Raw genomic sequence first — 17261 nt, 5'->3', positions numbered from 1 at the left:
GCACGACGCCGACCGTGTCCACGCCGCCAGCCGAACATGGGCGTACCGGGCGCGGTGCTGTGTCATCGCTATGGTAGGATTTGATGATATACATGCCTTTACGCTGCATAAACGCGACTTAATCGTGACATCAACCTTCCCGCATCCCGATGGGGGTCTCATGTCTCGACTGTCACGCATCGCTTGCGCCTTCGGCCTCGTGGCCGCAATCATCGCCGGGAACCCGGTCTCCGCCCAGGCGTCTCCCGCCTCGGCCATCGCCGACGCCCTTGGCGGCTCCCTGTTGGCGCAGGCAACGCAGCTCAGCACCCAGGTCAGCCAGCCTGACCTTACGCCCCAGGCCACGGCCACCACCTTCTACGCCTACCTCACGGACACCGACTCCGACGAGCAGTTCGACCGCGTGACCTTCACCACGGACCCCAACGCCGTGATCGGCTTCAAGAACCGCAGCACGGCCACGGTCAAGAACGACGCCGACCTCGCCCCCAAGAACGCCGGCGTCGACTACTTCCAGTACAGCACCTCCCTCATCTTCGGCGAGAACGTGCGCCCCGGCTGGCTCGCGTACCGCTCGACCCTCACCTCCGCCGTGTTCGACGCGTCGTTCAAGGACGCCCAGCTCCAATCCATGCACTCCTGGTTCCGCGGCTGCACCCGCCTGTCCAGCATCCGCAACCTCAACTACGTCGACGCCTCCAAGGTCATGTACATGGACTGGGCCTTCTCGCAGATCAACGAGAGCGAGATGGACATGTCCACCTGGAAGACCGACTCGCTCAGGTCGCTGGGCGCCACCTTCCAGAACTCGACCGCACTCAAGCGGCTCGACATCTCGGGCTGGAACCTCAACGGCGTGACCTCGCTCCAGCAGACCTTCTTCGGCTGCACGTCCCTCTCCGATCTCAACATGACCGGCGCGGTCGCAGACAACCTCCAGCTCGTGCTCTATGCATTCGACTCCTGCAAGAGCCTGCCCTACATCGACATCTCGGGCCTGAACCTCAGCAAGGTCACCAACGCCCAGTCCATGTTCGGCTCCGACTCGAGCCTCAAGACCATCGTCTGCGCCCCGGGCGCGCAGATCCCCACGTCCGCCAACAGGACCAACATGTTCTCCGGCTGCTCGAGCCTCGTCGGCCGCTTCTACGGCGCCACGGGCCCCGTACGCTCCTCTGCGCTCTCCAGCCTCGGCAAGGTCGACGGCACCTACGCCCGCGCCTGCTCCGCCTCGGCCGACGGCTACTTCACGCCCCTCAACGAGTACGCGTCCTACACGGTCGTCTACCATTCCAACGTCCCCGGCGCCGACGCGACCTCCTCGGTCCTCACGCCCATCCACGACGTCATCCAGAAGTACCCCTACATGGCCAATTCCCTGTGGCCGCGCGACGGCTATGCGCCGGTCGCGTGGAACACCGCCCCTGACGGCGGCGGCACCACCTACGACCTCGGAGCGGCGGTCACCTCCGCAAGCGAGCCGGCCGCAGGCTCCACCCTCGACCTCTACCTGCAGTGGCGCCCCAGCACCTACGACGTCGAGTACGATGCCAACGGCGGCTCGGGTTCCATCGCGGGCGAGAAGAGCCTGCCCTGCGCCGGAGGCGCGAACTTGAGTGACGGCTCGGGCTTTGCCCGCCCGGGCTACACGCTCTCGGGCTGGTCGCTCACGCCCACCGGCAACGTCGCCTATGGCCTCGGCGCCACCACCACCTCCGGCCTGTCGTCCCTGGACGGCGACACCGTCGTGCTCTACGCCAGGTGGACGCGCAACTCGGGCACGATCACGTACGACTCCAACACCGCCCACGGCGGCACCGCCTACACGTCCGCGCCCTCGGGCTACACGCGCGTCGGCGGCAACCTCACCGCAAGCGCCGCGACGGGCGATGCGCTCAAGCTCCCCGATGGCCCCACGCCGGCGAGCGGCTACTACTTCAGCGGCTGGTATACGGAGCCCACTGGCGGCAGGCGCGTCACCGCGGGAGACCCGGTGGCCTATGACGCCGGCATGACCCTCTATGCCCAGTTTGGCGAGGACGTCACCTACTACGCCATCTGCTCTGACACCGATGGCGACGGCAAGAAGGACAAGCTCACCTTCACCACCGACTCCACGCTTGCCACGGGCCTGGGCAGCAACGCCACGAACGGGGGAGGCTCAGGCACCTCGATCGGCGGCACGTATCCCGACTACTTCTACTACAAGGCGAGCAAGCAGTTCTATACCAACACCGAGAACAAGCCCGGCTGGACGATCTACCGCGACACGCTCAAGAAGGTCGAGGTGGACCAGAGCTTCAAGAGCGTCCAGCCCCTCCACATGCACTCGTACTTCTACAACCTCCACGCGGTGGACGAGTACATCAACCTCAACTACATCGACACCACCCGCGCGCAGGAGATGGACTGGATCTTCGCCTACTCCAATGCCGAGACGATCGACCTCTCGCAGTGGAACGTCGAGGCCGTGCGCGGCCTCGGCGCTGCCTTCCGTAACTCGGCTGGCGTCAAGACGATCGATCTGACAGGTTGGAACTTTGCCAACTGCGAGACCTTCTCAGTCTGCTTTGATGGCTGCACCAACCTGAGGACGCTGCGCATGACCGGCGCTACGTCCACGCGCTCCAGGATCTTTAACCTGATGTTCGGGAACTGCAAGAATCTGACATACCTCGACATGACCGGCTTCAAGTTCGACAACGTGAGTGGTGCGTCAACCCTTGTGGACATGTTCAAGGGATGCTCCTCGCTCAAGACGATCCTCGTCTCTCCCGGGACGTCGATTCCGAGCGCATTTTCCAGCACGTCCATCTTCAGCGGCTGCAACGCCCTCTCCGGCAAGTACATCTACGCGGACGGGACTGCGCGCGAGGCAAAGTTCTCTCAGATCGCGTCAAGCGACTCTTCCAACTACACGAAGGCCCTCTATGGCCGCTGCCAGACTGCGGTGACCAACGGCTACTTCACGCCGGCCACCATCAACAACACCTACACCATCAGGTACCACATGAACGACGGTGGGGAGGACGTCTATAAGGACGTTGCCACGCCAACCAAGTCGTCGGGCGTCACGTCCGCGTACCCCGAGCTTGCCGGAGCCCTCTGGTCGCGCACGGGGTTCGCCGCACTGAGCTGGAACACGGCCGCCGACGGCTCTGGCACGAAGGTGGACCTTGGCTCCCAGATGACCGCCTCCCTCGAGCCTGCCGCAGGCTCGACGCTCGACCTCTACCTCCAGTGGCAGGAGAGCACCTTCAAGATCGCCTACGACGCGAATGGCGGACTGGGCAGCGTCGCCACCCAGGAGGGCGTGCCCTATGCGGCGGGCACGAACCTGTCCGACGGGGCCGGCTTCACCCGCATGGGCTACACGCTCGCCGGCTGGGGTCTCACGCCCACGGCGCCCTCTGCCGCCTATGACAAGGGGCAGGCCGTGAGCGGCCTCGACTTCAAGGCGGCGGACGGCGAGACGGTGACGCTCTACGCCGTCTGGACGCCCAACACCTATCGCGTGACCTTTGATGCCACCACCAACGCCACCTTCTCGGGGGCAGGATACTCCGGCCCCCAGTCCGGCTTCGACTACGCCGACGGGAAGCTCTCGACATCCTTGTCCACGGGTTCGTCGTACCGCCTTCCCACGGACCCGCCGGTTCCTCCCGACACGACGACCTACGTGAACCCCAAGTCATCCGGGGGCACGAGCGCGACCGTTGCCGACTACGCCTTCATGGGCTGGTATACCAAGCCCGAGGGAGGCGCGCGCGTGCTCGCCTCCGACATCGTGGCGCTTTCGGATAACATCACGCTGTACGCCCAGTACGATCACAAGCAGCAGTTCTGGGCGCTTCAGACCGATGACGACGGTGACGGCACCCTGGAGCACATGACGTTCATGGGCACCGAGCCCGTGGGTTACGACGGCAAGCTCTGGACCGACTACTCGACCAACACGATGCCGCCCGTGTGGAGTGCGGACACCAATGCCACGACGGGCACGAAGGCCATCACCAAGGCCACCTTCGACCCGTCGTTCACCACCATCAAGGCGATGAGCATCCGCGACTGGTTCTGCGACTTCCAGAACATGACCGAGATCGAGAACATCGAGTACTTTGACGCCTCCTGCGTCCTGTACATGGAGGCCCCGTTCGCCCGCTGCTACTCGCTCAAGTCCCTCGACCTCTCCAGCTGGAACACGCCATGCGTGACATCGATGACGAACTTCATCCTCTCGGACAGGCCAGACATCTCTGCGCTCGAGAGCCTCAACATGAGTGGCTGGGACATGCGCCAGGTGACCAAGATGGACACCGCTTTCAAGGGCAATGCGAAGCTCACCAACCTCGATCTCTCAGGAGCCAAGACAAGCGCCAACCTCACGTCGGCCTTGAATACCTTCGAGGGCTGCAAAAAACTCACGCAGCTTGACCTCTCTGGTTTTGTTTGGTCTGGCCTCACGAATGCCGGTGGAATGTTCGGAAACGATGAGGCACTTAAGACCATTTACAGCTCGATGACTGCCGATGCCACGGGGAGCGCGCTCACGAACTCGGACTACATGTTCTGGCACTGCTACTCGCTCAAGGGCTGCTACTACAGCGCCAATTCCCTGGTCGGCTCCACGCCCTATGACGCAGAGAAGACCAACAAGACGCTTGCCCGCGCCCAGCTCTACAACACCCAGTCGGGTTACCTCACGCCGGTGAGCTCCTACAACAGCGCCACCGTGAACTACCACTACAATGCCCCGGATGGCTCGGACGTCGTCAGCACCGTCATGGTCATCCCCAAGAAGATCAGCGGAAACTACGGCTCCTCGGCGCCTGCCCTGTGGACCTACAACGGCTACAAGGCGGTGTCGTGGAACACCGCTGCCGACGGGTCGGGCACGACCTGTCCGCTCTCGACGACCTTCAACGCGTCGACCGAGCCGGCCGCCGGCACCTCGACCGAGCTCTACCTCCAGTGGGAGCCCATCAAGTACAGCCTGTCCTTTGACGCGAACGGCGGCGAGGGGCAGCGCGCCAAGGCGACGCTCGGCTATGACGAGGTCTACTCGCTGCCTCAGGCGGCGCCCGAGTTCTCGCGCTATGGCTACCACCAGGTCGGCTGGGCGCTCTCCTCGAGCGCGCAGTCCGCGCTCTATGCGGGCGCCGGCGACCAGGACGTCAGCAAGATCGTGAACATCGACGGCGCCGACATCACCCTCTATGCCATCTGGGAGGGCAACTCGCGCGAGATCACCTTCGATCCCAACACGAGCATGGGCGGCACCGCCTACACCAGCGCCCAGTCGGGCTACACCCTGCGTGACGGAACCTTGGTGGGTCAGCTCAAGACGGACGACTCCTACACGTTCCCGAACGATCCCGCACCTTCGGGCTCCGAGTACACGTTCTGCGGCTGGTACACCAAGCCCGAGGGCGGCGTGCGCATGACGAAGTACGACAAGGCGCTCATGTCCGGTGAGGAGTCCGTGTCCTACACCTACTACGCCCAGTACGCCAAGGCCGCCGACTTCTACGCGGTACGCTCGGACTCGGACGGCGACGGCACAGCCGAGACGCTCACCTTCACCTCCCTCAAGCCCGAGGAGGAGGGGACCTACTACACGCTCAACACTGCCAACTGCGGCTACGCGGTCGATGACTCGGCGAGCCCAGCTGCCCCCTGGCACCTTGACGGCTTTGCCTCCAACCTCACGAAGGTCGACTTCGACGTCTCGTTCCTGATGGTGCAGCCGCAGTCCCTTGCCGGCTGGTTCTGGAACTGCGACAAGCTCACGGAGATCTCTCACGTCGCGTACCTCGACACGTCGCGCTGCACGAGCATGGTCCGTACCTTCCAGGGCGCCAAGGCCCTGACAACGCTCGACCTCTCCACCTTCAACACGCCGTGTCTCACGAACATGCGCAACCTCTGCAACGCCTGCACGGGCCTCACGTCCGTCAGCCTTTCGGGCTGGGACCTCTCGAGCGTCGACAACATGCGCTCGACCTTCAACAGCTGCTCCAACCTCCAGAGTCTCGGCCTGAGCGGCGTCAAGGCTCCGGCGATGACCAACCTGCGCGGCGCCTTCAAGGGCTGCGCCAAGCTCACGGCACTCGACCTCTCCGGGTTTGACCTTACCCGCGTCACTGATGCGAGCATCTGCTTCGCCGGCTGCACGAACCTTGCGACCGTGCTGGTGTCCGAGGGCACGAACATGAGTGCTCTCACGACCTACGACGGCATGTTCGGCACTGGTGCAGCGAACGAGGGCTACACCACCAAGATCGTCGGTCGCTACTTCACCCATGCGGGTCTCTTTAGCTCAAGTCCCTGGGCGACGTCCAACAACTTCAAGGCCTACGCGCGTGCCCAGAGCGCGACGGACAACGGTTACTTCACGGCCGTGAACCGCTACAACTCCTACACGGTCAACTACCACTACAACGCGCCCGACGGGACCGACGTCATCTCTCAGGTGCGTTCCATCCATTCGTCGCTCCTCGGCTCCTACGCCACCATTCCCCAGCCGCTCTGGCAGTACAACGGCTACAAGGGCGTGTCCTGGAACACCCAGCCCGACGGGTCGGGCGACGCCTTCCGCCTGGGCGCGTCGTTCGCCTCCGGCACCGAGCCCGCCATCGGCGAGTCCCTTGACCTCTACCTGCAATGGGACAAGATCGTCTACACCGTGCGCTACAACGCCAACGGCGGCGTGGGAACCATCTTTAGCGAGAAGAAGTACCTCTACGACGACATCGTCACCATGCCCACGATCGAGAACAGCGGCATCACGCGCGACGGCTACACGCTCACCGGCTGGTCGTTCGGCAGCAACGCCCCCGTGGCCTTCGCCCTCGGCGCCACCACCAACAGGCTGACCACCGTCGACGGCGACGTCGTGACCATGTACGCCGTGTGGGACAAGAACTCCTACCCGCTCTCGTTCGACCTCAACGCGAACGGTGCTGCGGCGTGGACCCAGACGGGCGTGACCGCAGATCCCACCAACCATGATCTCTACGAGAAGAGCGAGCATCTCGACTTCGAGGGGGAGATCACCCTGGCGGAGCCCACGCGCGAGGGCTACAAATTCGCCGGCTGGACGGTCAGCGCCGTCGATCCGACCGCGTCGGGCACCTCCACGACCGTGACCAAGGGCACCGGCGGAACGTGGACCCTGAAGCAGGGCTCGATCGCCTCGAAGGTGACCGCCCAGTGGACGGTCGACGTTCCCGAGGCGGCAAGCCTCACCTTCAACGGCAGCGAGCAGAAGGCCGTCGAGGCGGGAGCGGCCTACACGCTCTCCAACATGGTCGTCAACGGCCCGATCGTGACCGACGCGGGCTACGGCGTGCGAGGGGAGGGGACGGCCGATGCCGGCTCCGCCTTCGTGACCAACGCCGGCACCTATGCGGTCACCGCAACCCTCGTCCACCCCGACACGAGCACCTGGGCCGACGGAACGACCGCCCCGCGCCAGATCGAGGTCAACGTCGCACGTCTCTCCATGGACAAGGTCGAGCTCACCGTCGCAGGCGGCAGCACCTACACCGGCTTCGACGTCGAGCCCGCCGTGAGCGCCAGGTACAAGGACGCCGCCGCCAGCCTCGACCTGGCCCTGACGCAGGGCGTCGACTACGAGGTCACCTTCGCCAACAACGTGAACGCGTCTGCGGCGACGGGCGCCTCCGCTCCGCGCGTCACGGCGAAGGCCGTGGCGAACGGCAACTACGAGGACGCGGCGACCCCGCTCGAGCAGGGCTTCGAGATCGCCGCGCGCGCCCTCGACGACTCGGCCGTGAGCGTCAGCGCCATCGCCGACCAGACCTATACCGGCCTTCCGCTCGAGCCCGCCTTCACGGTGAGCCTCGTGACGGACAGCGGCACGTACCAGCTCACCGCCGACGACTTCACCGCCGGCTGGACGGACAACACCAACGTGGGCACCGCGCACGCCGTCGCCACGGCCAAGGCGGGCGGCTCCAACAACTTCACGGGGTCGACCACCCGCGACTTCAACATCGTGGCCGCGACCATCGAGGGCGCCGACGTCACGCTCAACGAAGCCGACGCGACCTACGACTTCGAGGGGGCAGACCTCGCGCCCGAGGTCAAGGTCGCCAGCGCGACCAAGGACCTCGACGCGGACGGCACGCCCGAGGCGCTCGCCGAGGGCACGCACTACACCGTCCAGTTCGCGAACGCGAGCAAGGAGACCATCACCGCGATCACGCAGACCGGCTCGTACTACGTCGTCCTCACGGGCGCGAACAACCTCTCGGGCACGGTCTACGTCCCCTTCACGGTGCAGAACAAGACCTACCAGGTCTCCTTCGACGCCAACGGCGGGTCCTTCGGCGCCTCCACCGCGCCTGCGGAGGTCCAGCAGACCTACTCGCTCGCGCACGTCCTTCCCGCCGCCCCGACGAGGGACGGCTTCGCCTTCGCCGGCTGGTTCACGGCGCGCGGGACCGAGGGCGGCTCCGACTGGGGCGACCAGGTCACGGCAGCCACGCCCGTGGGCGCGCTCGCCGAGGGCACGACCTACTACGCCAAGTGGGACCGCGACGCCTATGCGGTCAAGTTCCAGGCCGACCACGGCGTGAGCGTCTCCGGCGGGGGCGTGCTCGACCCCACGGGCTCGGTGAGCGTCACCTACGACGCCACGGTGCCCGCGGGCATCACCTGCGACTACGACGACGAAAAGTACACCTTCCTCGGCTGGACCTACTCGATGGCGCGCCCTGACGGCACGACCGCGACCGGCACGGTCGACGACTACACCGGCGTGCACGTGACCGGCGCCGCGACCTTCACGGCCAAGCTCGTCGAGACCACCTTCGTCGCGGCCACGGCGACCAACGGCCTGGTGGGCGTCGGTGCCCCCGCCACGGCCGCCTCCGCGACGGTCGACAGCCAGAGCACCAGCGAGGGCCAGGTCGTGAGCTTCGCTCCGGTCAACGAGAACTATGAGCTCGACAGCGTCAAGGTCCGCGACCTCGCCGCCACGAGCGCCTCGGCGCACGAGACCACGATCGACGCCGCCGAGAAGAGCTTCACGCTCGGCCCCAATACCTACCAGTACCAGTGGGTCACCTCCGCCTCCGACGCGAATGCGGGATCCATCACGATCGGGACCTCGACCGATCCGACCATGTCGCTCACGTTCGAGGTCACCTATCGCGTCAAGAAGGCGACCTACCGCGTCGACGTCCTTCGCCAGGACGTGACCGGCGACGGCTACACCACCTCCGAGGGCGAGTCGTACACGAGCGCCGCCGTCGACGCGGGCTCCGCCATCGCGATCGAGCCGACCCCGGGCGAGGGCTTCGCGCTCGCCGACATCGCCTACGCGTCCACGAGCCCCGTCTGCGAGGGTGCGTGCGTGCGCGCCGACGGGACGACGGTCGTCACCGTTCGCTACAGCCGCCAGGACTGCGCCTACCAGGTCACCTACGTGGACGGCGCCACACCGCCCAACGTTCTTCTCGCCCCGGTCAACGCCTCGGCACGCTATGGCGCGAAGGTCGGCATCACCGAGGACTGCGACGTCATCGTCGACGCGCCCGAGGTTGCCGGCTACGCCTCGCGCAGCGCCGAGCCCGTCACGCTCTCGACGAGCGCGGCCGCAAACCAGGTCAAGGTCGTCTACGCGAACGACGCGTTCGCGCTCACGGTCAACCCCACGGGTGGCGACTGGTCGCAGGACGGCTTTGCCAAGGCGGCCGACGACACCTTCGCGACCGACGAGGACCATGCCATCGCCTATCGCGGCAGGCTCGACATCGCCGAGCCCACGCGCGAGGGCTACGAGTTCGCCGGCTGGAACGTCTCCGGCGCCGGCAGCTCCGTGAGCGGCTCGACGTTCGTCCAGGGCACCGCGGCGGCAACGCTCACGGCCACCTGGACCGTCAAGGCGCCCACGGCGACGGAGCTCACCTATGACGGAACCCAGCAGGTCGGCGTCGCGGCAGGCGCCGGCTACACGCTGGCCATCGCGCCCGACGCCTCCGTGTCCGGCAACACCGCGTCCGCCGAGGGCATGGGCGTCTCCGGCGACGGCGCGTTCGCGACGCATGCGGGAACGTATGCCGTGACCGTCTCGCTCGCCGACGCCTCGGCCAACGTGACGTGGGCTGATGGCGGAAGTGCCGCGCGCACGGTCGCCATGCTCGTCTCGCCTGCGACGAACACCTGGACGACGGCGCCGTCGGTGCTGAACGTCACGTTCGGCGAGGCCGTCCAGCCCGTGGGCGAGCCGCGCTTCGTGGGCGAGGGCCAGCAGGTCGCGTGGGCCTATGCGACCGAGCCGGACGGAACCTTCACCGATGCGGCTCCCACGGAGGCCGGCGTCTACTACGCCCGCGCGACCGTGGCCGGAACCGACGACTTCACGGACCTCGCGACCACGACGAGCTTCACCATCGCGCAGCGCGCGGTAACCACCGACATGGTGAGCACCGCCACGAGCATGGAGTACACCGGCGGCGCCCTCACGCCCGTCGTCACCGTGCGCAACGGCTCGGTGACCCTCGTCGAGGGAGTCGACTACACGCTATCCTTTGCCGACAACACCTCCGCCGGAACGGCCCGCGCCATCGTCACGGGCATGGGCAACTACGCGGGCGTCGCCGAGCGCACCTTCGAGATCCTGCCGACCTCGGCCGTGGTCCCGCAGGCACGTCCCGTTGTCTACAACGGAGGCGAGCAGGTCGTGGTCCAGTCCGGCGAGGGCTTCGAGCTGTCCATCACGCCCAAGGTCGAGGGTGTGGACGGATGCGGCGTGTACGAGTACGAGACCAACTACGGCTGCGCCTACGCCACGCACGCGGGCGCCTACACCGTGACCGCCACCCTCGACGGCAACCACACGTGGCGTGGCAGGACCGGCGACGCCGCCACGGCGCCCATCGAGCTCGAGGTGACGGTCGCGCCCTTCGACCTGTCCGTCGCCACGGTGACCGGCGTGGTCGACCGCACCTACGACGCCAGCCCCCAGACCCAGCGCGTGCGCGCCCAGGCCGACCTCGACGGCGACCTGAAGCTCGACGACCTCAACGAGGACCAGCACTTCGTCGTGAGCTACCAGAACAACGTGAACGCCGCCCCGGCCACCTCGAGCGCGGCGCCGACCGTCATCGTCACGGGCACCGGCGACTGCACGGGCGAGGTGCGCACGACCTTCGCCATCGAGCCCGCCGAGGCCACCATCCAGGTGAGCCCCGAGGATGTTCGAGTGACCTCGAAGGTCTACGACAACGACCCCGCGACCGACCCGGCCTTCGTGGTCGGCGTGAGCGGCATGTGCGGCTCCGACGACCTCGCCGCGACGCCCGCGCGCTCGAACACGAGCCAGGACGTCGGCACCTACGAGGTCGGCGCGGCCTACACGGACAACCCCAACTACGTCGTGACGGTCGTCCCCTCCGAGATGGGGATCGAGGCGCGCCCCGTGACCATCACGGTCGCCAACAAGAGCAAGACCTACGGTGACGCCGACCCGGCCGGGTCCTACACGATCTCCACCGAGAGCGCCTACGGCGTCGTCGCCGGCGACGACCTCGGCCTCGTCTACGAGCGCCTCGACACCGACGAGGACGTCCTGTACAGCGGGACCACCGTCGTCGCGCACGCAGGCGCGCTCGGCGCGCGTGCCACCAACCCCAACTACGAGGTCACGGTCACCCCGGGCGACCTGACGATCCAGCCGCGCTCCATCTCCACCGCGCGCGTCGTCCTCGACGGCACGTGGGACGCCGGCGCGAGCGCGTACGCCTACGTCCTGGGAGCGGAGGGGTGCGCCCCGTACCCGACGACGGTCGCGGTCGCGCTCGCGAGCGGCACCGAGAACGTCTCCGGCAGCAACTACGCCATCGAGTACTACAACTCCTCCAACGTCAAGGTGAACCAAATCACCCAGGCGGGCAGCTACGTCGTGCGCCTCGTCGGCCAGGGCAACTACAAGGACAGCGTCTCGGTCCCCGCGCGCGTCACCATGGCGACGCCGACGGTCACCTTCAACGCCAACGGCGGGTCCTTCTCGACCGGCGAGGGCACACAGGCCATCCAGCAGACGTTCGGCTCCACCTATCGCCTGCCCGCCGCGCCCACGCGCCCCGGCTATGACTTAGCCGGCTACTTCGACAACGCGGAGGGGGAGGGCACGGCGGTCGTACCGGCGGGCTCCACCACCACGACCGTGGGCGTGAGCTCCGACACGGTGCTCTACGCCAAGTGGAACGCCAAGACCTACACCGTCGACTTCGTGAACGACGAGGCCACCGGAACCATCACCGGTCCCACGAGCACGAGCGTCGCCTATGGCGAGAAGATCTCGGGTGGCCCCACCGCGGTGTCTGCCACCGGCGTCGAGTTCGTCGGCTGGAGCTACTCCTACACCGACGTCGCGGGCAAGACGCAGTCCGGCATGGTGTCGGGCGTCGATGGCTACAAGGACCTGACGGTCCTGGGCACGGCTGACGGCTCGCACATCGTCCTGACCACGGTGTTCGCCGGCCACACCTACATGTCGGGCGCGGCCACCAACGGCTACGTCGACATGGGCTACGGCTCCGATCGCGCCAGCGTCGATCAGGCGACGGCGAGCAGCGCCCAGGAGATCAAGATGGACCAGGATCCGGTGAGGTTCCCCGACGGCGTGAAGACCACCTCCTTCGCCTTCAAGCCCCAGAACGACAACTACGAGCTCTCGACCCTCGCGGTCACGGACCAGGAGGGTCAGGCGACCACGCTGGACGCCTCCACCCAGAGCTTCCAGCTGAGCGACGTCACCTACTCCGTGGATCTCGCGTTCAACGACGACGGAACGGCGACCCTGTACCTCAGAGACGTGAGCGGAACGGCAAAGTCGCTCTCCTTCGTGGCCGACTACGAGCTCATCCAGACGTCGTACGTGGTCGAGCACTGGAAGCAGACCGTCGCCACCGACGGCTCGCTCGGCTACGTGCGCGCCAATGCCGACGTCGTGGCCTGCGAGGCCGGCACGACGGTGAGCTACGAGCTGAGGACCTACGACCACTTCCACTTCGGCGACGTCTCCGTCCTGGAGGCGACGCCCGATGGCGATCAGCCCGCCGCCGACTCCACGGCACGGCCCACGGGCACCACGGTCGTGCGCGTCAACTACGACCTGGACAGCTACACCGCAGGCTGGTACGACGAGGACGGCGCCACGCTCATCGCCACGGGCACGGCCTACTACGGCTACGCCCCGGTGTTTCCGGGCGAGAACGAGCCCACCAAGGCGAAAGACGCCGAGCACACCTACGCCTTTGCCAGCTGGACGGATGCCAGCGGCAACAGGATCTCGGGCAGGGACGCCAACGAGGCGCTCAAGGCAACGGGCGACATCAAGCTCTCCGCCGTGTACGAGCCCAGCCCGCGCGTCTACTCCGCGACGGTCGACGCCAACGGCGGCTCGCTCGCGGGCGACCGCATCGACGAGGCTGCCTACGGCGTCGTTTCGCGCGTCTCTGACGACAGCCCGACCGCGCCCGCCGGCGCCGACTGGACCTTCGAGGGCTGGGCGGCACGCAAGGCCGACGCATCGGCGACCGGCGAGCCCGGCGTCGTGGAGCTCGGCGACGACGGTGCGTGGACCTACTCGGGCGGCACCTGCGACGTCACGCTCTACGCGCGTTGGACCGTTGCCGTGCCCGACGCCGACGATGCCGCCTACACCGGCTCCGAGGTCGCGGCCATCGCCAAGGCCCCGGGCTTCGAGGTCACGGCCATCTCGGCGACAGACCCCGCCGACGCCGAGGGTGCTTCCGTCCGCGATGGCTCCGCTTGGGCGCTCCACGCGGGCACCTACCGGGTGACCGCCCAGATCGCCGCCACGGACTTCGCCGATGCGGCAAGCGTCGCGTGGGCCGACGGCGCAAGCGCCTCGCGCGTGATCGACGCCACCGTCGCAAAGGCGACCAACTCCTGGACGGTCCAGCCCTCGATCCAGAGCATCGTGTACGGTGAGCCGCTCGCGCCCACCGGCCAGGCAGCCTTCCAGGGCGAGGGCGGTCCGACCTTCTCGTACGCGCGCACCGTCGACGGACCCTTCGTCACCGCGCGCCCTGCGGCGGTCGGCAACTACTACATGAGGGCGAGCGTGGCCGAGTCCGACGACTGGCTCGCCGTCACGAGCGAGCCCATGGCCTTCACCATCGGCGCCGCGAGCCTGACCGACTACACGCTCACGTGCTCGAGCGCCACCTACACGTCGCTCACGCAGACGCCCGACTGCACGCTCACGCGCACGGGCGGAACCCTGACGCTCGTCCAGGGAACCGACTACGCCGTCAGCTACTTCGCGGACGCCCAGTGCACCGAGCCCATCTCCTCCAACGCCCTCGTGGATGCGGGCACCTACTGGGTGCGCGCCGACGGCCTGGGCAACTACGCCGGCTCGAGCTCCGCGCCCGCGCGCTACGAGATCCTTCCCGCGCCGCTCACCTTGGCCGGGTCCGACATCGCCGTCGAAACGCGCGCCTACGACGGCACGACGACGTGCGCCAACAGCCTCATCGACGGCACGGCCGCGACGTTTACCGGCGCCGTGGGCGGGGAGGTTCCCACCCTCGACTTCGCCGCCGCGACCGGCACGTACGCCTCGAAGGACGCGGCCGCCGGCATCGACGTCGCCATCCGCGGCGTGCGCCTCGCCGACGACACGGGTGCGGCCAACGTGAACCGCAACTACGCGATCGCCGCTGCGGACGATGGCGTCCAGGCACACGCCACGGGCACCATCGAGGCCGCCAAGCTCGAGGTCACGGGCCTCTCGGCGACCAACCGCGCCTACGACGGCACGACGACCGTCGCCGTGAGCGGCGAGCCCGCCCTCACGGGCGCCGTCACGGGCGAGACGCCCACGCTGGCGGCGGCCGCGCTCGCGGCGGAGGTCGAGGAGGCCGGCGTCGGCACGGCAAAGCCCGCGCGCGTCACCGGCCTGGCCCTCGACGCCACCAACCCCGTCAACGCCAACTACACGATCGCCGAGTGCACGCTGACCGTCGACGTCACGCGCAGGCCCATCACGGTCTCGGGCATCGGCGCGCAGGACAAGACCTACGACGGCACGACCGCGGCCACGATCGATGCGAGCGGCGTGACCTTCCACGACGTTGTCGGCGCCGAGGTCGTGGCCCTCAAGACGGATCAGCTGGCTGCCGACTTCACCGCGTCTGGTGCCGGCGACGCCGTTCCCGTCACCGTCACGGGCCTGGCGCTCGACGAGACGGTTCCCGCCTGCGCCAACTACGAGCTCACGACCACCTCCGTCACCTCCACCGCACGCATCGACAAGGCCACGCTCACGGTCACGCCGGTCGAGAAGAGCTTCGCCTACGGCGCCGAGCACGCCCTCTCCGAGGTCACCTACACCGGCTTCGTGAACGGCGAGACGCTGGCCGACGCCAACATCACCGGCACCCCGCTCGTCTCGTGCACCTGCTCTGCCACCTCGAACGTGGGCGACTACGAGTCGAGCGTGGACGTGAGTGCGCTGAGCGCCCCCAACTACGCGTTCGTCGCCGCAACCGGCGTCGTGCACGTGACGAAGGCCACCGTGACGTGGAATCCCGCCGTGGGCGTGAGCCCCGCCGCTCCGGTGTTCGGCCAGAGCTACGAGCCCGTGGGCACCCCGTCGCTCGGCACCCCGACGTACGCCTACGCCACGACCGCCGACTTTGCCGAGGGAACCGTGCTGGCCGACAAGCCCACCGAGGTCGGAACCTACTGGGTGAGGGCGACCGTCGCCGGTACGGACAACTGGGAGGCCGGAGAGTCCACGGCGTCCTTCGAGATCCGTCCGGCCACCCTCGAGAACGCCACGGTCAACGTCGGCCCGCTGACGTTCACGGGCATGGCCCTGGAGCCTGCGGTCGAGGTGATGCTGGGCGACGACCCGCTTGCGGTCGGAACCGACTACACCCTCGTGTACTTCGCCGACGAGGCCTGCACGAATCCCGTTGACCAGATCACGGACGCCGGCACGTACTGGGTCCGCGCCACGGGTGCGGGCAACTACGCCGGCTCCTCGGTCGTCGCGTCGCTCTCCGTGAGCCCGGCAGACCTCTCTTCCGGGTCGGTGGCCGCCATATCCGACCAGCGGTACGCCGCTAAGCCGCTTGAGCCTCCCGTGACAGTCACCTGGACGGACGGCGCCGGCGTCGAGCGGACGCTCGAGCCTGGTCATGACTACTCTGTCGGATACGAGAACAACGTCAACGCCGGCACCGCAGAGGTGACCATTTCTGGCACGGGGAACTTCCTGGAGACGACCACGCTCCAGACGAGCTTCCGGATCCTGCCGACCGAGGTCACCCTTCCCGTGGGTCGCGCTGGACTCGTCTACGAGGGTAGGGAACAGACGGGCGTGACCTATGACGACGAACTCTGCGAGGCGGCTGGCGCACGGGCCACCGACGCCGGAGAGTACGTTGCCAAGGTGACGCTGCGCGACGCCGCAAACAGCTACTGGGCCGGCGGGGGGACCGACCCCATCGAGGTCACCTACGCCATCGCCCCGGCCGACATCGCGCAGGCGACCATCGCGCCGATCGCCGACCAGGTCGAGACCGGCGAGCCCCTCGAGCCCGCCCTCGACGTCACGGTCCTCGGCCGCGCGCTCGTCTCCGGCGTCGACTACGAGGCCGCCTACGAGTCCAACGTCGGCGTCGGCACGGCTACGGTCACGATCTCCGGCACCGGCAACTGGACGGGCGCGGCGCAGGCCACCTTCCAGATCGTGCCCGACAGGCCCGACGCGATCCCGATGTTCCGCCTCTACAACCCCTACTCGGGCGAGCACTTCTACACCGCCTCTCCCGGCGAGCGCGAGTTCCTGAGCCGCGTGGGCTGGAACTACGAGGGCGTCGGCTGGTGGGCGCCCATCGAGGGCGGAGAGCCCGTCTACCGCCTCTACAACCCCTACGCCGGAGACCACCACTACACGCCGTCGCCCGGCGAGCGCGACGCGCTCGTGGCGGCGGGCTGGAACTACGAGGGCGTGGGCTGGAACTCCGGCGGCTCCGTGCCGGTGCTCCGCCAGTACAACCCCTACGCCACCGTCGGCACCCACAACTTCACGACCTCCGAGGCCGAGAACGACGCGCTCGTGAGGGCCGGCTGGCACTTCGAGGGCGTGGGCTGGATGGCCGTCATGGCCGGCTAGCGCCATCGATAGACATGACGGGGGAGGGTCGCACGACGTGGCGACCCTCCCCACGCCGCCGACCGAGCCCGTC

The 17261-nt window shown here is 67.6% G+C and carries 1 protein-coding gene; it reads left to right on the top strand.

The window, feature by feature from the left end; translation table 11 throughout:
* Positions 1-160 precede the first annotated feature (160 nt).
* Positions 161-17188 (top strand): InlB B-repeat-containing protein, encoded by a 17028-nt coding sequence (locus M5D76_RS06155; protein WP_248922514.1) that lies wholly within the window; start codon positions 161-163, stop codon positions 17186-17188.
* The last annotated feature ends 73 nt before the right edge of the window (positions 17189-17261 follow it).

This window comes from Olsenella intestinalis (assembly GCF_023276655.1).
GTDB lineage: Bacteria > Actinomycetota > Coriobacteriia > Coriobacteriales > Atopobiaceae > Olsenella_J > Olsenella_J intestinalis.
The sequence above is the reverse complement of the archived record's forward strand: the minus strand, read 5'-3'. Positions and strand labels throughout refer to the sequence as shown.

Excerpts from the sequence above, each read along its gene's own strand:
- M5D76_RS06155 (WP_248922514.1), top strand. The coding sequence starts at position 161 with ATGTCTCGACTGTCACGCATCGCTTGCGCCTTCGGCCTCGTGGCCGCA.